This window comes from Acidovorax sp. Q11 (assembly GCF_054950075.1).
Genome location: NZ_JBUDZG010000020.1, coordinates 23,410 through 41,090 on the forward strand (window position 1 = coordinate 23,410; position 17,681 = coordinate 41,090).

General features: G+C 66.6%; 16 protein-coding genes. 8 read left to right on the forward strand and 8 right to left on the reverse strand.

The genetic code is table 11. The annotated features are described in order from the left end of the window. Window positions 1–151 precede the first annotated feature (151 nt). Both xylB and ACYZGB_RS15740 read left to right on the forward strand, forming a co-directional pair. On the forward strand, window positions 152–1,699 hold the full coding sequence (gene xylB / locus ACYZGB_RS15735; RefSeq protein ID WP_462389591.1) for a xylulokinase: 1,548 nt from the start codon (window positions 152–154) through the stop codon (window positions 1,697–1,699). 28 nt (window positions 1,700–1,727) lie between these two features. Beyond that, window positions 1,728–2,765 (forward strand): PfkB family carbohydrate kinase, encoded by a 1,038-nt coding sequence (locus tag ACYZGB_RS15740; protein WP_462389593.1) that lies wholly within the window; start codon window positions 1,728–1,730, stop codon window positions 2,763–2,765. A gap of 173 nt (window positions 2,766–2,938) precedes the next feature. Here ACYZGB_RS15740 and ACYZGB_RS15745 read toward each other — a convergent pair whose 3' ends face one another. Continuing rightward, the gene (locus ACYZGB_RS15745) at window positions 2,939–3,370 is read right to left on the reverse strand and encodes an SMI1/KNR4 family protein (protein WP_462389595.1); all 432 of its coding nucleotides are present in this window, start codon (window positions 3,368–3,370) and stop codon (window positions 2,939–2,941) included. Window positions 3,371–3,579: 209 nt separating this feature from the next. After that, window positions 3,580–4,047 carry an N-acetyltransferase family protein gene (locus tag ACYZGB_RS15750; protein ID WP_462389597.1) on the reverse strand — a complete coding sequence of 156 codons (468 nt, stop codon included), beginning with the start codon at window positions 4,045–4,047 and terminating at the stop codon, window positions 3,580–3,582. A 179-nt stretch (window positions 4,048–4,226) separates the two neighbouring features. Here ACYZGB_RS15750 and ACYZGB_RS15755 point away from each other — a divergent pair, with 179 nt between their 5' ends. Beyond that, entirely contained in the window at window positions 4,227–5,318 is a 1,092-nt protein-coding gene (locus tag ACYZGB_RS15755; protein ID WP_462389599.1) for a hypothetical protein, read from the forward strand. A gap of 27 nt (window positions 5,319–5,345) precedes the next feature. Here the strand turns inward: ACYZGB_RS15755 and ACYZGB_RS15760 are convergent, their stop codons facing one another. Both ACYZGB_RS15760 and ACYZGB_RS15765 read right to left on the reverse strand, forming a co-directional pair. Beyond that, window positions 5,346–6,764: an FAD-binding oxidoreductase gene (locus tag ACYZGB_RS15760; RefSeq protein WP_462389600.1), complete on the reverse strand. Its 1,419-nt coding sequence runs from the start codon at window positions 6,762–6,764 to the stop codon at window positions 5,346–5,348. 58 nt (window positions 6,765–6,822) lie between these two features. Next, complete coding sequence (locus ACYZGB_RS15765) at window positions 6,823–7,254, reverse strand: DUF2069 domain-containing protein (RefSeq protein WP_462389602.1); 432 nt, start codon at window positions 7,252–7,254, stop codon at window positions 6,823–6,825. Between the two features lie 328 nt (window positions 7,255–7,582). On the opposite strand from ACYZGB_RS15765, the gene ACYZGB_RS15770 reads away from it, so the two are divergent. Next, window positions 7,583–8,800, forward strand: coding sequence for a YihY family inner membrane protein (locus ACYZGB_RS15770; RefSeq protein ID WP_462389674.1), 1,218 nt, complete (start codon window positions 7,583–7,585; stop codon window positions 8,798–8,800). Window positions 8,801–8,888: 88 nt separating this feature from the next. Here the strand turns inward: ACYZGB_RS15770 and ACYZGB_RS15775 are convergent, their stop codons facing one another. Further along, window positions 8,889–9,224, reverse strand: coding sequence for an Mpo1-like protein (locus ACYZGB_RS15775; RefSeq protein WP_462389603.1), 336 nt, complete (start codon window positions 9,222–9,224; stop codon window positions 8,889–8,891). A 190-nt stretch (window positions 9,225–9,414) separates the two neighbouring features. On the opposite strand from ACYZGB_RS15775, the gene ACYZGB_RS15780 reads away from it, so the two are divergent. Further along, window positions 9,415–10,023 carry a TetR/AcrR family transcriptional regulator gene (locus ACYZGB_RS15780; protein ID WP_462389604.1) on the forward strand — a complete coding sequence of 203 codons (609 nt, stop codon included), beginning with the start codon at window positions 9,415–9,417 and terminating at the stop codon, window positions 10,021–10,023. Then, complete coding sequence (locus tag ACYZGB_RS15785) at window positions 10,020–11,282, forward strand: DUF418 domain-containing protein (RefSeq protein WP_462389606.1); 1,263 nt, start codon at window positions 10,020–10,022, stop codon at window positions 11,280–11,282. Before ACYZGB_RS15780 ends, ACYZGB_RS15785 begins: the two co-directional genes overlap by 4 nt. 30 nt (window positions 11,283–11,312) lie before the next feature. On the opposite strand, the gene ACYZGB_RS15790 is transcribed toward ACYZGB_RS15785, so the two are convergent. Next, window positions 11,313–12,131, reverse strand: a complete 819-nt coding sequence (locus tag ACYZGB_RS15790; RefSeq protein ID WP_462389608.1) for an alpha/beta fold hydrolase — start codon at window positions 12,129–12,131, stop codon at window positions 11,313–11,315. Between the two features lie 85 nt (window positions 12,132–12,216). Next, window positions 12,217–13,530 carry an O-acetylhomoserine aminocarboxypropyltransferase gene (locus ACYZGB_RS15795; protein ID WP_462389610.1) on the reverse strand — a complete coding sequence of 438 codons (1,314 nt, stop codon included), beginning with the start codon at window positions 13,528–13,530 and terminating at the stop codon, window positions 12,217–12,219. 124 nt (window positions 13,531–13,654) lie between these two features. Here ACYZGB_RS15795 and ACYZGB_RS15800 point away from each other — a divergent pair, with 124 nt between their 5' ends. Next, window positions 13,655–14,104, forward strand: a complete 450-nt coding sequence (locus ACYZGB_RS15800; protein WP_094290784.1) for a CBS domain-containing protein — start codon at window positions 13,655–13,657, stop codon at window positions 14,102–14,104. A gap of 59 nt (window positions 14,105–14,163) precedes the next feature. Here ACYZGB_RS15800 and ACYZGB_RS15805 read toward each other — a convergent pair whose 3' ends face one another. Further along, the gene (locus ACYZGB_RS15805; protein WP_462389613.1) at window positions 14,164–16,401 is read right to left on the reverse strand and encodes a sensor domain-containing protein; all 2,238 of its coding nucleotides are present in this window, start codon (window positions 16,399–16,401) and stop codon (window positions 14,164–14,166) included. Between the two features lie 151 nt (window positions 16,402–16,552). Here ACYZGB_RS15805 and aroC point away from each other — a divergent pair, with 151 nt between their 5' ends. Then, complete coding sequence (aroC, locus tag ACYZGB_RS15810; protein ID WP_462389615.1) at window positions 16,553–17,650, forward strand: chorismate synthase; 1,098 nt, start codon at window positions 16,553–16,555, stop codon at window positions 17,648–17,650. The last annotated feature ends 31 nt before the right edge of the window (window positions 17,651–17,681 follow it).

Here is a 17,681-nt window from a genome sequence, read left to right on the forward strand (position 1 = left end):
CCAGGCGGCGTCCTGGACTGTGGAGGCCGGTGAGTGCCTAGATAGCCCCCACCCAACACTCAGGCCGTGCCTTCCAAGCCGCACATCGACCCATACACCGTTCGGGCTGAGCCTGTCGATGCCAGGGCCCGCCACCGACCCTTCATTCACCATGTACCTCGGAATCGATTTAGGCACCTCGGGTGTCAAGCTCCTGCTGCTGGACGATGCACAAGCCGTGGTCGCCACGGCCGACGCTGCTGTGCCCCAGCACCGCCCCCAGCCCACCTGGAGCGAGCAACACCCGGCCGACTGGTGGACCGCTGTGGAGGCTGCCGTGGCGCAGCTGCGCGCGCAGGTGCCCGCCGCCTGGGCGCAGGTGCGCGGCATCGGCCTCTCGGGCCACATGCATGGCGCCGTGGTGCTGGGTGCGCAAGGCCAGGTGCTGCGCACCGCCATCCTGTGGAACGACGGCCGCGCCAGCGCTGAATGTGCGCAGCTGGAAGATGCTGTGCCCACGTCGCGCCAGATCACCGGCAACCTCGCCATGCCCGGCTTCACCGCGCCCAAGCTGCTCTGGCTTCGCACACACGAGCCCGCCGTGTTCGACCAGATCCGCACGGTGTTGCTGCCCAAGGACTGGCTGCGCCTGCAGCTCACGGGCGATGCGGTGAGCGACATGTCTGACGCGTCTGGCACGCTGTGGCTGGATGTGCAGGCCCGCGCCTGGAGCCCTGTGATGCTGCGGGCTTGTGGGCTCGATGTTTCGCACATGCCTGCACTGGCCGAGGGCAACGCAGCCACAGGGACACTGCGCAGCGACGTGGCTCGCCATTGGGGGCTCGGAGACCGTGTGACGGTCGCCGCAGGCGCGGGTGACAACGCGGCCAGCGCTGTGGGTGTGGGTGCCCGCACCACAGGCCAGGGCTTTGTGTCGTTGGGTACCTCGGGCGTGGTCTTCCGCGTGACGGATGCGTTTGCGCCCGCCACCGAGCGTGCCGTGCATGCCTTTGCCCATGCGCTGCCGCAGCGCTGGCACCACATGTCCGTCATGCTCAGCGCGGCCAGCGCCTTTGGCTGGGTTACGCGGCTCACGGGGCGGAGCGATGAGGCGCAACTGTCTGACGCCGTGGGCACTTTGGTACCCGGCCGCCGGGCCCAGGCACCTTTGTTTTTGCCCTACCTGAGCGGCGAACGCACGCCGCACAACAACGCAGCCGCCACCGGCGTCTTCATGGGGCTGCGCGCAGAGCATGAAGCGGCGGACCTGGCCTATGCCGTGATGGAAGGCGTGGGCTTTGGCCTGCTCGACGGCCTCAACGCCATGCGCACCGCAGGAGCAGGGCAGGGCGGTGCGGAGTTGGCTGACGCTGGCACCACCACCCCCGTTCAGGCTGCGCCTGTCGAAGCCCGGGTTGCAGCAGGCGCCGCCGACAGCGCCCTGGCGCTGGTCGGTGGCGGCGCCCGCAGCAACCCCTGGGCGCAGCTTTTGGCGAGCGCGTTGGGCACACCGCTGCAGCGCCCGCAGGGCGCACACGCCGCTGCCGCCTTGGGCGCGGCCCGCCTGGCCGCCATGGCCTGTGGTGGCGACGAAGCCCTCTGGTGCAAGCCTTTGCCCGCCGATGCCACCTTCACGCCCCAGCCCGTACAACAAGCCCTGCTGGCCGAGCGCTACGCCCGCTTTGTCGCGCTGTACCCCGCACTGCAATCGCAGTTCTGACGCTCTGCCTGCACCCTCCAAAGCCAGCATGACTTCCGCACAAAACACCCCCACCGCCACAGCTCTTGTCCAAGCCGCCATTGCGGGCGAGGCCCTCATCGATCTCATCCGCCGACCCGATGGCAGCTACTTGCCGTGCCTGGGCGGCGCGCTCTACAACCTGTGCCGTGCGCTGGCCCGGCAGGGTGTGGGCACGCAGTACCTCAACCCCTTGTCACGAGATCGCTTCGGCCGCGAGCTGGCGGCGCAACTCGTGGCCGACGGCGTGGGGCTGGCCCAGCCCGAGCCCGTGCAGCAAGTCACGTCACTGGCCGTGGTCAACCTCGATGCAAACGGCCACCCCGACTACGCCTTCTACCGCGAGGGTGTGGCCGACCGCGCCGTGTCGGCCCAAAGCCTGGGCGAAGTCTGCACCGCCTTGCCCGCGCTGCAACTGGTGTGCACTGGCGCGCTGGCGCTCGACGCCCGCGACACCGCCGTCTACCTGCCGTGGCTGGCCGCCCAGCGCGCCGCAGGCCGCTGCGTGGTGGTCGATGCCAACCTGCGCCCCTCCGTTATGCCCGACCTGGCCGCCTACCGCGCCACGGTGCACGACGCGCTGGCTCATGCCCATGTCATCAAAGCCAGCGACGAAGACCTGGAGCATCTGGCTGTGCCTGGTGTGGATGCCCTGGCCCGCGCGCAGCATCTGCTGGTCGTCAACCCGCAAGCCCATCTGCTGGCGCTGACGCTGGGCGCGGAAGGTGCCTGGCTGCTGCACCGCAGTGGCGCGCAATGTTTTGCGAAAGAAGCCCAGCCGCTGCAGGTGGTGGACACCGTGGGCGCAGGCGACAGTTTTCTGGCGGGGCTGCTGGCACACCTGCTGCGGCAGGCGCAGGCCGCCGCCGGTGGTGCAGGCTTTGTGCCGTTTGTTGCAGCCTTGGCTACTGACGCGTGCCAGCAGGCACTGCGCCACGCACTGGCCAGCGCGAGCCTGTGTGTGATGGAGCAAGGCTGTGTGCCGCCGGGGTGGGAGTCTGCGAGTGCGTGGGCGCGCGCTCGGCCTGCCTCTGTGCGCCAGGGGTAGTGCCGTGCTGAAGTGCTCCGCGCGTGGGGCGCATCTCTGCTCGGGGCTGCCTACCCCGTTGCCAATACATCGCTTGGAAGCTGATATGGGTTGAAAAATAGGCTTCTGCGCGCATCCGGTAAGCGGTGGTAGCTATTATTTTTATAGTGATTGGCAGCCTCCCACGCTGCACCTCACACCTGGGTACACACCCGGTGGCCCCGGTTGTCGTTCATTTCCAGAATCCACCACTGGGTCCCCGTGTTCTTGTCGATGAAGCGCATGTGCGAGGCGATGTTCGTCAGCATTTGGCTGTCGAGGTGGAGCAGGCGCTGGACGTAGTCCACCAGGTCGTCGGCCATGTGGGTGAACTCGAACCCGTCGTGGTCAAACTCGAACACCTGTCCGGCACATTCGCCATCGGTGGCCATCAGGATGTAGTTGCCAGAGTGCGGTGTCTCGCCAACCACCAGGCAGTGGTCGATCCAGTCGGGCAGGATGTCTTCGCGTTCTTCGTCGCCCAGGTGCTCGGTCCAGCCGTTGAAGGCCTCTTGCAGCTCGGCCCATTCGGCGGGCGGGGCGATGTAGCGGGCGGCGTCGCCAGAGTCGGCGTCGTGGTAGAGCAAAACGCCTCCAGCGTGGCGTAGAACGCGCGCAGCTGGCCCACATCGGGCAGGGGGGCATCCAGCGCAGCGGGGGGCTGGATGTGGTGCCGAAAGTTCACCGTTTTGGTCTCCTGCGGCTTGTGGATGCGCTCGCAGGAGAACGTGCCGGTGTGTTCGGCGATGGCGCGGTACAGGTCGGGCAATGTCATCAGAGGTCCTTGGGGTGGCGGTCAGAGTTCTTGCGCGTACACGATGAAGCCGTGGTGTTTGGCCAGCTTGTCGTACAGCTGGCGCCCGGCAGTGTTGGTCTCGTGCGTTTGCCAGTACACGCGCGAAGATGGGGCGGCGCGCGCTGCGTCGTACACGGCCTGGATGAGAGATCGCCCCACGCCCCGGCCGCGTGCCGACTCGCGGGTGAACAGGTCGCTGAGGTAACACACAGGCTCGATGCGCGTCGTGCTGCGGTGAAACACATAGTGCGCGAGGCCCCGCAATTCGCCGCTGGCATTGTCATGCGCCACCAGGCAGAACATGGGCTCCGCCGCCTCGTGAAACCGCTGCCACGTCGTTTGGGTGATGTGCTCGGGCAGCGCCGTGGCGCCAAAGCGACTGTAGAAGGCGTTGTAGCCGTCCCAGAGCGGGCGCCATGCGGCGTAGTCGGAGGGCTGAGCGGGGCGTATGGAGACAGCAGAACTCATGGCGGGCCGAGCGGTGTTGTGGAGCGAAGCGGCGATTGTGCAGGCAGAGCCGGAGGGCCGTTTTCCTTGCCAGGGCCTGCAGTTGCGCGGCGGCGGCCATGCCCTGCGGTTTGCTGGGATTCGGTGGGCTACGATGCGCGTCTGATCTGCATTCGGGCCCTGTGCCCCACGCCTTGCCCATGAGCTACGTTCTGCACCTCTGGCGCCATCCGATCCCTGTCTCCAGCAACGACGCGCAGGCCACGCTGCGTGACCTGCGCCAGCAGTTGAGTTTCAACCCCGATCCGGCGGCAGGCGTGCTGATGCAAGCCCTTGCAGCCGGGCTGCCGCAGGATGGCGAGCCCGAGGACTATTGGACTGAACCCCCGGAGCCGGACCCGTTTGCGCTGGTGCAAAGCCTGAGCCCCGCCGTGGCCGAACTGGAGGTGGTGCTGCCGGTGATCGAGCGCGTGGCCCGCCAGCTGGGGTGGGTGATTTTTGATCCGCAGAGCGGCGAGGTGCACACCCCTTCGGGGCAGGTGATGGGCCCCATGGGATCTGTTGCAGCCGTGGCGGATGTGCCTGTGCTCCCTGAGCTGGACACCTCGCCCTCGGCGCGCAGCCGCTGGGTGCAGCAATCGCTGGAGCCCTTGTTTGTGCAGCGGGGCTGGCGCAAGCTGCGGGGCGAATTCTGGTTCAAGAAAAAGCTGCCTGTGGGCGAAGCGCTGGTGTACTCGGACATGGTGCGGGACACCTTGCACCACGGCGTGTGGATACGCCTTGCATTGCCCTCCCTCCTGCAGCCCGCTCTTAACAGCGATGGCGGGCCGGCCTTCAAGGTGTCCTTGCAGCACTTCGCGCAGACGCACAGGCTGCCCTTCACTTACCTGGAGCCACCGGCACTGTTCCAAAAACAGGCGGGAGGGGTGATCTACGAGTTGCCCATGGGCAGCGCAGACAGTGCTGCCACGCGCCGGGATGAGCTGGCGGCGCTGTACGACGGGGCCGTGCTGGACTGGCTGGACCAGTTGCACAGCCTGGAGGATCTGGACAGATGGGCCAACCGCGTGCCGGATGAGGAATGCCCCTTCGTGGGCCTGCGCCAACGCAGCGACTACCGCTTGCTGAACTACCACCCCGATCTGCTGGTGGCTGCTGCAGTCAACGCCCCTGACTTCGAGCAACGCGCCCTGGAGCGGTATGCCCTGTACGAGGCCGATGCGTTTGGCCGAGGGCTGCTGCCCCAGATGCACGAGCTGCTGGCCGTGTGCGGCCTGCACATCTCGCGCTGATCCTATGTTTGCGCAGACCGTGCGGCGTTAGACCTTCAGTACCCGCCCCGGGTTCATGATCCCCTGCGGGTCCAGCGCCTGCTTGATGGCGCGCATCATGCCGATCGCCACGGGCGATTGGTACTTGGCAAGTTTGTCAGCCTTGAGTTCGCCAATGCCATGCTCGGCCGAGAACGAGCCGCCGAACTCGGCCACGGCTTCGTAGACCAGGTGGTTCACATGCTCTTCGTGCTCGCGCAGGAAGGCCTTGGCATCGCCATCGGCGGGTGCCTGCACGTTGTAGTGCAGGTTGCCGTCGCCCAGGTGGCCAAAGTTGACCAGGCGCACGCCCGGGATCTCGCGCTGCAGCACCGCGTCGGTGTGCGCCACAAAGGCGGGGATGCGCGAGATCTGCACCGAGATGTCGTGCTTGATGTTCAGACCCTCTTCGGCCTGCGCGAGCGGAATGCTTTCGCGGATGTGCCACAGCTGGTGGGCCTGCGTGAGGTTCTCGGCCACCACGGCGTCGGTGACGCAGCCCAGCTCGAAGGCGGTCTCCAGCAGCGATTCGAAGCGCGCGCGGGCGTGTTCCTCGGATTCGCTGTCGGAGTTTTCCAGCAGCACGCACCAGGGTGCGTTGTCGTCGCCCAGAAAGGGCACGCGCAGCTGCGGCATGTGTTTGCCCACCAGGCTCAGCGCAAACTGGCCCATCACCTCGAAGCCCGTGAGGCCCGCACCCAGCTGCTTGTGCGCCAGGCCCAGCAAGGCCACGGCGTGTTCCATCGACGGGACGGCGGCCCAGGCCGTGAGGTTGGCGGCGGGCTGGGGGTAGAGCTTCATCGTCGCAGCGGTGATGATGCCCAGCGTGCCTTCGCTGCCGATGAACAGGTCGCGCAGGTCGTAGCCCGTGTTGTCTTTGCGCAGGCCCTTGAGGCCATCCCACACCTCGCCCTGGGCGGTGACCACTTCGAGGCCCAGGCACAGGTCGCGCGCATTGCCGTAGCGCACCACCTGCGTGCCGCCCGCGTTGGTGCCCAGGTTGCCGCCGATGGTGCAGCTGCCCTCGGCCGCGAGGCTCAGGGGGAACAACACGCCCGCGTTCTGCGCCACATCCTGCAGGTTCTGCAGGATGCAGCCTGCTTCCACCGTCATGGTCAGGTTGTCGGTGTCCACACTGCGCACCGCGTTCATGCGCGTGAGGCTCAGCACGATCTGCGTGCCGCTGTCATCGGGCGTGGAGCCCACGGCCAGGCCGGTGTTGCCGCCCTGGGGCACGATGGCGGTGCCCGCCGCCGCACAGGCCTTGACCACAGCGGCCACTTCTTGCGTGTTGGCGGGGCGCACCACGGCCAGCGCCTTGCCGCGCACGCGGCGGCGCCAGTCCTGTTCCCAGGCGGTGAGGTCGCCCTCGGTGATCACATGGGTGGGGCCAACGAGGGTGCGCAGGGTGTCAAGCAAAGTGGTCATGGGCAAACGGTGTGGTCAGTGCATGGATGGGATGGGGCGGGGTGCTGCGGTGGGGGCGTCAGGGGGCGGGTGCACCCGCGCTGGCCTCTACAGCGGCCGCAGCTGCCTTGGCATTGCGCTGGCGCACGCGCACATGCAGCGTGCAGGCGGAGAACAGCACCAGGCACAGCGCCACTTCGGCCCAGGCCAGCCATTGCGATGGCGGCTTGTCGCTCCAGCCACGCACCACGCCTTCGGTGAAATACAGCCAGATCACCAGGCTGACCCAGCGGTAGGTGTACATGCGGTTTTTGAGGATGCCCGCCAGCGGGATGCACAGCGGCAGGGCCTTGATGGCCAGCCAGGTGCCGCCAGGGCGCAAGGGGGCGAGCACCAGCTCCCAGGCCAGGCACAGAACAATCAGGGCGAGCAGGCTGCCGGTGGCTAGCCAGCGTGTGGCGGCGACACCGCTGTCGGACGGTAGGAGAGGGATGGCGGGGGATGCAGTCATTGGGGTGGCATCATATCGGCCATGCCCTTTCTAGAGCGTGCTATGCACTTTTACCTACCCACGTTGGGCCACAAGGCCAGTGATCGCAAGGCGCAAGCCGCCGCCAAGGCTGGGGCCTTGGCAAGGGTTGCAACGCAGCGAGCGCTGGCCTTTTGGCCCAACCCTTCGGGAAAGCCGGGGAAAGGCCCGGCCACGTTGTTGCAGAACGCTTGCGGTATCCATACCGCGGCGCGTCCTGCGCCTAGTTGCCGGGCCTTTCCCCGGCTTTCGTGGGCACGTAAAAGTGCATAGCACGCTCCAGACAGCCGCACTGCGCGTGGAGGCGCTGATGACCGAGCTGTCGCACTTCCCCTGGAAGACCACGGCCCAGACGCTGCGTGAGCGTTTCCGCGAGGACCATCTGGGCCTCACGGCCAGCAGCCTGACCTTCACCACCATCCTGGCGCTGGTGCCGTTTTTTACCGTCGCGCTGGCGGTGTTCACCGCGTTCCCCATCTTCGGCAAGCTGCAGGATGCCCTGCAGGGCTGGCTGGTCAGCAGCCTGGTGCCCGACAGCATCTCGCGGCAGGTGATTGGTTACCTGAACCAGTTTGCCTCCAAGGCCAGTGGCCTGGGGGTGGCGGGCTTCAGCATCCTGTTGGCCACGGCGCTGGCGCTGATCCTGACCATCGACCGCACGCTCAACGACATCTGGCGTGTGCAGCGGCTGCGGCCGCTGGGGCAGCGGGTGTTGATCTACTGGGCGGCCATTACGCTGGGGCCGCTGCTCATGGGGGCCAGCCTGGCGCTCACGTCGTATGTGATGTCGGCCTCGGGTGGGCTGGTCAAGCGCCTTCCCGATGGGGTGCAGCTGCTGTTCGATTCGATCCAGTTTGTGGTGCTGGCGGGGGGCATGGCGTCGCTGTACCACTATGTGCCCAACACGCCGGTCAAATGGCGCCATGCCTGGACGGGCGGGCTGTTTGTGGCCGTGTGCATCGAACTGGCCAAGAAGGTGCTGGCGCTGTACCTGGGCAAGGTGCCCACCTATTCGGTGGTGTACGGTGCGTTTGCCACGCTGCCCATCCTGCTGGTGTGGATCTATGTGGCCTGGGTCATCGTGCTGCTGGGGGCCGTGGTCACCGCCTACCTGCCCAGCCTGCTGGCGGGCGTGGCGCGGCGCGGCACGGTGGCGGGCTGGACGTTTCAGCTCGCCATCGAGGTGTTGCAGGAGCTGCACCGCGCGCGCAGCCAGCCCATGAAAGGCCTGCGCCCCAGCCAGCTTGCGCAGCAGCTGCGTGTGGATGTGCTGCAGCTTGAACCCGTGCTCGAAGCCCTCACAGCCCTGGACTGGGCGGGCGAGGTGGCCGATGCTGCGGCGAGTGCTTCAGTCGTGCCCGAGCTGCGCTATGTGCTGCTGGTCGACCCCATCCACACACCCCTTGCACCCCTGGTGGAGAAGCTGCTGCTGGAGCGCGCGCAAAGCCTGGACCCGCTGTGGCAGCGCTCGGGTCTGGAGACCCTGCAAATGGCGGATGTGCTGGAAGGCGCCGCACCGGCCAGATGAGCTGGCGTTTTGCTATTTGCTATAAATAATATAGCTATAAATGCATGATGGAAGCGCGGAGGCGGCCATTTTTTCTTGATTTTTCCGATCAGAACCGCACCTTGCCCGTCCAGATGTCCTTGTACATCACCCAGTCGCCCATGAAGCTATAGAGCGGGCGCTTGAAGCTGGCGGGCTTGTTCTTCTCAAAACCGAAGTGCCCCACCCAGGCAAAGCCGTAGCCGCAGAGCAAACCGTACAACAGGTACTGTGGCTTGCCCGTAGCCACCAGCATGGCCAGGCAAATCAGGCTGAGCGTGGAGCCCACAAAATGCAGGCGCCGGCAGGTGCGGTTGCTGTGCTCGGTCAGGTAGAAGGGGTAGAACTCCGCGAAACTCTTGAAGCTGCGCGGGTCGGTGGCTGTGTGGGGGGCGCTGATGTCCATCGTTGTCTCCTTTGTTGTTGTTCAGGGGGCTCCCCATGCCCTGGCCCTTTGTGAGCAACGGGAAAAGGCGGCCCCTGGCGCTTTATACGCCCAAGCCCGCAGGGATGGAGTAGCAGATTTGACAGCGGCCCGGGTGCGGTGTTTTAATAAATCGACTGGTTGATTTGTTAATAGCTGCACAAGGTTTTTTATGCGTACCGTGGACCCCGAGCGCCATCAGGCGCGGCGCCAGCAGATCCTGGAGGCCGCGGTGGCCTGCTTCATGCGCAAGGGCTTTCATGCCACCCGCACCGCCGAGATCTGCGCCGAGGCGGGCATGAGCCCCGGCAACCTGTTCCATTACTTCCCGACCAAGGAGGCCATCATCGCGGCCATCGTGGAAGAGGACCAGCGCGAAACTGCCGAGCGTTTTGCCGCTGCGGCAGGTGCCGACAACCTCTACGGCGCGCTGATCGCCATTGTGGAAGAAAGCCTCGCCCTGCTGGCCGACCCGGTGTACACCCGCATCGGCCTGGAGGTGCTGGCCGAGGCCGTGCGCAACCCTGATGTGTTTGCCAGCGTGGCCCGGAGCGAGGCGGGCCGCAAGGCCCAGCTGGTGCGTCTGCTTGATACGGCGGAGGAACGCCAGCAGGCGCGGCTGACCATGCCGCCTGCGCAGGTGGCGGACTGGATCCTGCTGCTGCTGGATGGCGCCTTTGGGCGGGCCATGGTGGAAGAGCGTTTTGACGCCCAGGCCTATCGCTCGCTGGTGCTGGGGGCCTTGGCCGCAGTGGTGGTGCCGGTGGGGGAGGGCGCATGACGCAGGCAGCGCACCCCCACGCACCCGCCGCACCCACCACCCCCGTCCACCCCGCACCGGCTGGCGCCGGGCGCGAACACGCCATCGACGCGCTGCGCGGCTTTGCGCTGCTGGGCATCCTCATGGTCAATGCGGGCAGTTTTGCATCCACCTACTTTGGTGTGGGCGTGGTGGACCCGGCCTTCTCGCGCCCCATGGACCATGCTGTGCGCTGGTGGGTGAGCTTCGTCTTCGAGACCAAGTTTTACCTGCTGTTCTCGCTGCTGTTCGGCTACAGCTTTGCGCTGCAGATGGATTCGGCGGAGCGTTCGGGCAGCGCCTTTGTTCCGCGCTTTCTGCGCCGCCTGCTGGGCCTTTTGCTGCTGGGGCTTGCGCATGCCTGGTTGCTGTTCGCGGGCGACATCCTCGTCACCTATGCACTGCTGGGCGTGCTGCTGCTGGCCTGGCGCGGGCTGAAACCCGCAGCGGCCACGGTGCTGGCCCTGGCGCTGCTGGGCATGGTGGCCGGAGGCTGGGGCCTGCTGGCCTGGCTGGTGGCGCATGTGCCGCCCATAGAGGTACCGGTGGCCGAGCTGCATGCCAAGGCACAGCAGGCCGCGCAGGCCTACCGCTCGAGCGCGCTGGATGCCATCGCCCAGCGCGGGCGCGACATGGCCGAAGGCGTGTGGTTTGTGCTGGTGTTTGTGCAGGGGCCCTGTGCACTGGCCATGTTCCTGCTGGGGCTTGCGGCCCATCGCTCGGGCTACCTGGCCCGGGTGGCGCAGCAGCCAGCGCGCTTGCGGCGGTGGATGGCGTGGTGCCTGCCTGTAGGAGGGGCGGGGGCCTTGTTCTATGCCACGGCGCAGGTGGGCAGCAGCAGCGTGCAGCAGCCCGAGCATGTGGTGCTGGCTGCGCTGGCGGTGGACCTGGCCACGGCGCCGTTGCTGACCTTTGGCTATGTGGCACTGCTGCTGTGGCTGCTGCAGCGCGGCACCGTGGGGCGGCGCCTGGGCGCGGCGCTGGAGCCTGCGGGGCGCATGGCGCTGTCGAACTACCTGCTGCAGTCGTTGGTGGGGGCGCTGGTCTTCACGGCCTATGGCCTCGCGCTCGTGGGCCGGGTGGCGCCCTGGCTGGTGGTGCTGGGGGTGTTCGCGTTGTACGGCGCGCAATTGGTGTGGAGCCGCCGCTGGATGGCCGCACACGCCTACGGCCCGGTGGAGTGGTGGCTGCGGGCCTTCACGCTCTGGCAGTGGCCCACATGGCGGCGCCCCGCGCCCTGACCGCAGGCCAGGGCGCGGGCGGCGTGTTGCTCAGCGGGCCAGAAAGTCGCGCAGCGCGAACAGCGTTTCCTCGGGCGCCTCGGTCATCTGGTGGTGGCCCACGGGCAGGCTCGCCATCAACACCGATTTGCCTGCCGCGCGTGCTGCGTTGACCAAACCCTGCGCAGCCTTCGGCGGCGTCATCTGGTCCTGTGCACCGAGCGCAAACAGCACCGGGCAGGTGAGTTGCGCCATGGCCGCCTCGCCACCGGCATAGCTGTCGCAGGCCACGAAGCCCCGGTGGAACACGTTGACGGCCGGGTTGCTGCGCAGCACCCGCCGACCCAGTGCCATGCCCGTGCCAAACACCCAGGTGCCGGGCCCCAGGGCCGATGGGGGCGCGGCCAAGGTGTTGCGTGAGAACACGTTGACCATGCGCAGGGCCTTCTCGGGTTCGCTCTGCGAGGCCTCGATGAGGGCGGGCGACACCTTCATCGGGAAGGCCGTGCCCACTAGCACCAGGTGGCTGACCCGGTCCTTGAGCCGTGCGGCGGCTTCCATGGCAATGAGAGAACCCCAGCTGTGCCCCACCAGTGCCGCGCGCTGCACGCCTGCGGCATCGAGCAGTGCGCCGATGAAGTCGGCCGCCTGTTCCACCGATGCGGGCGCTTCACCGCCGCTGCGGCAGTGGCCGGGCAGGTCGATGGCCAGCACGTTCCAGCCATGGTTGGCCATGTAGCGGCTTTGCAGGGCCCACACGCTATGGTCGTTGAGCACGCCGTGGATGAAGACGACGGTGGGCTTGGTGGCATCAAATGCCTTGCCGCCGGTGTAGCAGTAGATGGCGGCGCCGTTGACTTGGAGGTGCATGGTCAGGACTCCCGCCGGGCCGCCCCAAGGGAGGCCTGCGCCCCCTTGGGGGGCCGCGAATACACGAAGTGATGAGCGTGGGGGTTCATGGGTTTACTGCTTTCTCGGCAGCTTTCAGCGCGCGCTTGAGGTCGTCGATGAGGTCGTCGGCGTCTTCGAGGCCGATGGACAGGCGGATCGTGCCCTGGCTGATGCCCGCGCCCGCCAGCGCTTCGTCGCTCATGCGGAAGTGGGTGGTGCTGGCCGGGTGGATCACCAGGCTGCGGCAGTCGCCCACATTGGCCAGGTGGCTGAAGACCTTGAGGGTTTCGATGAACTTCTTTCCCTGCTCGCGGTTGCCCTTGAGGTCAAAGCTGAACACCGAGCCCGCACCGCGCGGCAGCAGCTTTTGCGCGAGGGCGTGGCTGGAGTGTGAGGCCAGCATGGGGTGGCCCACGCGCGACACAAAGGGCTGCGCAGCCAAGAATTCGACCACCTTTTCGGTGTTGCGCATGTGCTGCGCCATGCGCAGAGGCAGGGTCTCGACGCCCTGCAGAATGAGCCAGGCCGTGTGCGGGCTCATGCAGGCGCCAAAGTCGCGCAGGCCCTCGCGGCGTGCGCGCAGCAGGAAGGCGCCCACGGTGCTCTCTTCGGTGAACACCATGTTGTGAAAGCCATCGTAGGGCTGTGTCAGCTCGGCAAACTTGCCGGCCGATTTCGGGCCGTCCCAGTCAAAACTGCCGCCGTCCACCACGATGCCCCCCACCACAGTGCCGTGGCCCGAGAGGAACTTGGTGGCCGAGTGGTAGACCAGATCGGCGCCATGTTCAAACGGCCGCATGAGCCAGGGCGAAGTCAGGGTGGAGTCCACCAGCAGCGGTACGCCCGCCTCGTGGGCAATAGCGCTCACGGTGGGGATGTCCAGCACATCCAGGCCCGGGTTGCCCACGGTCTCGCCAAAGAACAGCTTGGTGTTGGGCCGCACGGCGGCGCGCCAGGCGTCGATGTCGCTCGGCTTCACAAAAGTGGTCTCAATGCCAAAGCGCGAGAGCGTGTAGTGCAGCAGGTTCTGCGAGCCGCCATACAGCGCCGTGCTGGCCACGATATGGCTGCCCGCGCCCATTATCGTGGCAATCGCCAGGTGCAGGGCGGCCTGGCCACTGGCAGTGGTGATGGCGCCCACGCCGCCTTCCAGGGCGGCCACGCGCTGCTCCAGCACCGCGTTGGTGGGGTTGCTGATGCGGCTGTACACATGGCCGCCGCGCTCCAGGTTGAAGAGGGACGCTGCGTGGTCGCTCGACTCGAAGACGAACGAGGTCGTCAGGTGGATGGGCGTGGCGCGTGCGCCGGTGGCGGGGTCGGGGCTCGCCCCCGCGTGCAGGGCCAGCGTGTCAAAGCCGGGGTCGGAATAACCGGGCATCGGGTGTCTCCCATGTTGTCAATGCAGGCGGGCATTGTGGGCTATATTTGGTAGCAAATTGTCTACGGCGCCTGCCGCGCGGCATGGCCCCTCTCTCTTCCCGCTCTCCCGGAGACTCCGCACCATGAAAGTCAGCGACATCCTTCGCGTCAAAGGCAACACCTTGTACACCGCCTCGCCCGATGAGCCGCTGGCGGGCGCCGTGGCCCTGATGGCCGAGCGCGACATCGGCTCGCTGGTGGTCATGGAGCATGGTGACCTGGTGGGCATGCTCACTTTCCGCGAAGTGATCCAGGCAGTGGTGAAAAACGGCGGCAGCGTGGGCACGATGCTGGTGCGCACCGCCATGGACGATGCCCCCCTGACCTGCACCCTGGAAACCGACATGGACGAGGTGCGCCGCATGATGCTGGACCGCCACGCACGCTACATGCCGGTGATGGACCGCCGCATGCTGATGGGCGTTATCAGCTTTTACGACGTGGCCAAGGCCGTGGTGGACAGCCAGAACTTCGAGAACAAAATGCTCAAGGCCTACATCCGGGATTGGCCTGAGGAAGAACCACGCGCCTGACCCGCCGGCGCATCCGGTTGCCGCCGTGGCGCAGCCCGGCCATCGCGTGGATGCCCGGGTCAGGGGTTGCGTTCAGTCGATCGGGCGCCCAGCCAGGCTTCGATGTCTTCGGGCGGGAGGGGCTTGCCAAACAGATAGCCCTGCATGACAGGGCACCCATGCGCCTGCAGCCATTGCTGCTGGCCTACGGTTTCCACGCCTTCCGCCACCACGACCATGCCCAGGCTGTGCGCAATGCTCAGCACCGACACCGTGAGTGCGCGTGCCGTGGCGCTGGTGGTCAGGTCTTGCACGAAGGCCATGTCCAGCTTGAGTTCGCTGATCGGCAGCCGGTGCAGGTAGCTGAGGCTGGAGTACCCGGTGCCGAAGTCGTCCAGCGACAGCTTGAAACCTTGCCGATGCAGGGTGTCGATGTTGGCCAGGGTCACCGGCCGCGCATCCATCATCACGCTTTCGGTGATCTCCAGCAGCAGATCCCCGGGGCGCAGGCCGTGCTGTTTCAAGGCGTCGGCGATCTCCTGCGCCAGCCCGGGCTGGTGAAAGCTGCGGCCTGACAGGTTGATTGCCACGCAAGGCACGTGATGGCCTGCCGCGCGCCATGCCGCAAGCTGGTGGCAGGCTTCGTCCAGTAGCCACAGCGTGAGCGTGTGGATCAAGCCCGCCTCTTCTGCAATGGCGATGAACTGCGAAGGCGGCACCATGCCCCAGGTGGGGTGGTGCCAGCGTGCCAGGGCTTCGACGCCATGCAGCGTGTCTGGCGAGCTGCTGAGCACCTGGGGTTGGTAGTGCAGGGTAAGGCTGCGTTCTGCCAGCGCCTGCTGCAGCGCGCGTTCCAGCGAGGCGCGCTCTTGCGCGCGGCGGTTCATCTCGGCGCTGAAAAGTTGCAGGCTGTGCCTGTGGTCGCTTTTGGCCTGGTGCATGGCCTGGTCAGCGTGCAGCAGCAGTGTGTCGATGTCCGCACCGTCGTCGGGGAAGATGGCGATCCCCAGGCTGGCATGGGGCCGGTGGACCTGCCCATTGATGTCCAGAGGTTGGGCAATGGACTCCAGCATGCGCTGGGCCATCTGCACCGCCTGTTCGCTGGAGCACTCGGACAGCAGCAGCACAAACTCGTCCCCCGAAAGCCGCCCAATCAGGTCGCGCGCGCGCAGACACTGCGTGAGCCGCGCGGCCACCTCGCACAGCAGGGCGTCGCCTGCGGCATGCCCTTGGGTGTCGTTGATCTGCTTGAACCGGTCCAAATCCAGAAACAGCAAGGCCCCGGGGTGTCCTTCGTGCCCCAGACTAACCAGCGCGCGTTCCGCGCTGCTGCGGAACATGGCACGATTTGGCAGACCGGTTAGCGTGTCGAAAGACGCCAACTGGTGAATGCGGTGGTGGGTGTTGTCTCTCTCAATGGCCAGTGCACACAAGTGCAGGCCTACCTCCATCAGGCGCCGGTGAAGTGCATCGGGGCTGCGGGGCTCGCGAAAATAGAAAGCAAAAGTACCTACCGGCTTGCCTTGGTGGTTGCTGATGGGGTTGGACCAGCATGCCCGTAGGCCAGTCGGGGCAAACAGGGCGCGGTAGTCCGTCCACAAGGGATCGCTGGTGATGTCGGTCACGATCACCTGCTCATTGCGGAACGCGGCAGTGCCACAAGATCCCACCTGTGGCCCGATGGCCAGGCCATCGAGGGCATTGCAGATGTCCATTGGTAGGCTGGGGGCCGCCAAAGGGTGCAGACGGCCTCGAGCATCGACGGCTAGGATGGAGGCCGTCACCTCGGGCGCAATTCGCTCCACCTCGCGGCACACGAGCGCCATTAGGTCCGACAGCGGCAGTTCTTGGACCATGCCCTCCATCACGTGCGTATGTAGCACCTCGTGCATCTTTGTCAGCGTAATGTCTGTCAGAACTGTGATGCTGCCCCCCGGGCCACCCGAGGCCTCATTCGAGGCGTTGACCACTAGCGACACCCAGCGCGGTTGTCCGAACTTGCCGTATAGCAGGGTCTCGATGTGAAACCCGCCCTGCGCGGCGACGTTGTTCCGGATGACGTCCGGCAGGGTCGGATCAGAGTGGGGTCCGAGCAGCAAGTCGTCGAGCAGTTTGCCGAGTACCTCCTCGGGCATGAAGCCAAAGAGCCGCGTAAACCCCTGGTTGACGTACACCACGCGCTTGGCGCTGTTGGTCATCACAATCGCGTTATCGCTGGCATCCAGGGCCGTGCGAAGGGGGGCGTCGCCCAGCACCGGGGGCAGTGGTTCCGAGTCGGAGAAGGAGGGGCCGGGCATGGGAAGGGCTGCGGCGGGCATGAGAGTCCCGAAAGTGTTGTGCCTATCCTAGCAAGCGCAAGGGGTCCATGCCAAGCGAAAAACGCGCTTCGCAGGAGGGGTTGGGCAGATACGACCTGCTGGGGGTAGCCCGGCCTTTTCAGGGGCGATCGGTCTGGGATAATCCCGCACCATGAGCGGCAACACCATCGGCACCCTATTCGCAGTCACCAACTTCGGTGAATCCCACGGCCCGGCCATTGGCTGCGTGATCGACGGCTGTCCGCCCGGCATGCCGCTCACCGAGGCCGACATCCAGGCCGACCTGGACCGGCGCCGCCCGGGCACCAGTCGCCATGTCACGCAGCGCAACGAGCCCGACGCGGTGGAGATCCTCTCCGGCGTGTACGAAGGCAAGACCACCGGCACCCCCATCGCCCTGCTGATCCGCAACACCGACCAGCGCAGCAAGGACTACAGCAACATCGCCGAGAGCTTCCGCCCCGGCCACGCCGACTACACCTATTGGCACAAGTACGGCATCCGCGACCCGCGCGGCGGTGGCCGCTCGTCGGCGCGCCTCACGGCGCCCACGGTGGCCGCAGGCGCCGTGGCCAAGAAGTGGCTGGCCCAGCAGTATGGCGCCCAGTTCCGCGCCTGCATGACCCAGCTGGGCGAGCTGCCCATCCCGTTCGAGAGCTGGGATCACGTACGCGCCAACCCCTTCTTCGCCCCTGTGGCCGACGTGCAGCAGTACGAGGACTACATGGACGCCCTGCGCAAGACCGGTGATTCGTGCGGCGCCCGCATCCGCGTGCAGGCCACCGGCGTGCCAGTGGGGCTGGGCGAGCCGCTGTACGACAAACTCGACGCCGACATCGCCCACGCCATGATGGGCCTGAACGCGGTGAAGGGCGTGGAGATTGGCGCGGGCTTTGCCAGCGTGGCCCACCGGGGCACGATGCACGGCGATTCGATGACGCCCCAGGGTTTTCGCACCAACAACGCGGGCGGCGTGCTGGGCGGCATCAGCACCGGGCAGGACCTGGAGGTGAGCATCGCCATCAAGCCCACCAGCTCCATCATCAGCCCGCGCGAATCGATTGATGTGCATGGCAAGAGCACCGAAGTCATCACCAAGGGCCGCCACGACCCCTGCGTGGGCATCCGCGCCGCGCCGATTGCGGAAGCCCTGCTGGCGCTGGTGGTGATGGAGCACGCCCTGCGCCATCGCGCCCAGTGCGGCGATGTGGTGCCGCCCGTGCCGCCTATCCAGGCCTCGTTTCTGTAAAACCAACTCCCACCGTCCCCGGGGCGGTCCC

Excerpts from the sequence above, each read along its gene's own strand:
- ACYZGB_RS15795 (WP_462389610.1), bottom strand. The coding sequence starts at position 13,530 with ATGCCCGGTTATTCCGACCCCGGCTTTGACACGCTGGCCCTGCACGCG.
- aroC (WP_462389615.1), top strand. The coding sequence starts at position 16,553 with ATGAGCGGCAACACCATCGGCACCCTATTCGCAGTCACCAACTTCGGT.
- ACYZGB_RS15800 (WP_094290784.1), top strand. The coding sequence starts at position 13,655 with ATGAAAGTCAGCGACATCCTTCGCGTCAAAGGCAACACCTTGTACACC.
- ACYZGB_RS15760 (WP_462389600.1), bottom strand. The coding sequence starts at position 6,764 with ATGACCACTTTGCTTGACACCCTGCGCACCCTCGTTGGCCCCACCCAT.
- ACYZGB_RS15780 (WP_462389604.1), top strand. The coding sequence starts at position 9,415 with ATGCGTACCGTGGACCCCGAGCGCCATCAGGCGCGGCGCCAGCAGATC.
- xylB (WP_462389591.1), top strand. The coding sequence starts at position 152 with ATGTACCTCGGAATCGATTTAGGCACCTCGGGTGTCAAGCTCCTGCTG.
- ACYZGB_RS15755 (WP_462389599.1), top strand. The coding sequence starts at position 4,227 with ATGAGCTACGTTCTGCACCTCTGGCGCCATCCGATCCCTGTCTCCAGC.
- ACYZGB_RS15785 (WP_462389606.1), top strand. The coding sequence starts at position 10,020 with ATGACGCAGGCAGCGCACCCCCACGCACCCGCCGCACCCACCACCCCC.
- ACYZGB_RS15765 (WP_462389602.1), bottom strand. The coding sequence starts at position 7,254 with ATGACTGCATCCCCCGCCATCCCTCTCCTACCGTCCGACAGCGGTGTC.
- ACYZGB_RS15805 (WP_462389613.1), bottom strand. The coding sequence starts at position 16,401 with ATGCCCGCCGCAGCCCTTCCCATGCCCGGCCCCTCCTTCTCCGACTCG.
- ACYZGB_RS15790 (WP_462389608.1), bottom strand. The coding sequence starts at position 12,131 with ATGCACCTCCAAGTCAACGGCGCCGCCATCTACTGCTACACCGGCGGC.
- ACYZGB_RS15770 (WP_462389674.1), top strand. The coding sequence starts at position 7,583 with ATGACCGAGCTGTCGCACTTCCCCTGGAAGACCACGGCCCAGACGCTG.
- ACYZGB_RS15740 (WP_462389593.1), top strand. The coding sequence starts at position 1,728 with ATGACTTCCGCACAAAACACCCCCACCGCCACAGCTCTTGTCCAAGCC.
- ACYZGB_RS15750 (WP_462389597.1), bottom strand. The coding sequence starts at position 4,047 with ATGAGTTCTGCTGTCTCCATACGCCCCGCTCAGCCCTCCGACTACGCC.
- ACYZGB_RS15775 (WP_462389603.1), bottom strand. The coding sequence starts at position 9,224 with ATGGACATCAGCGCCCCCCACACAGCCACCGACCCGCGCAGCTTCAAG.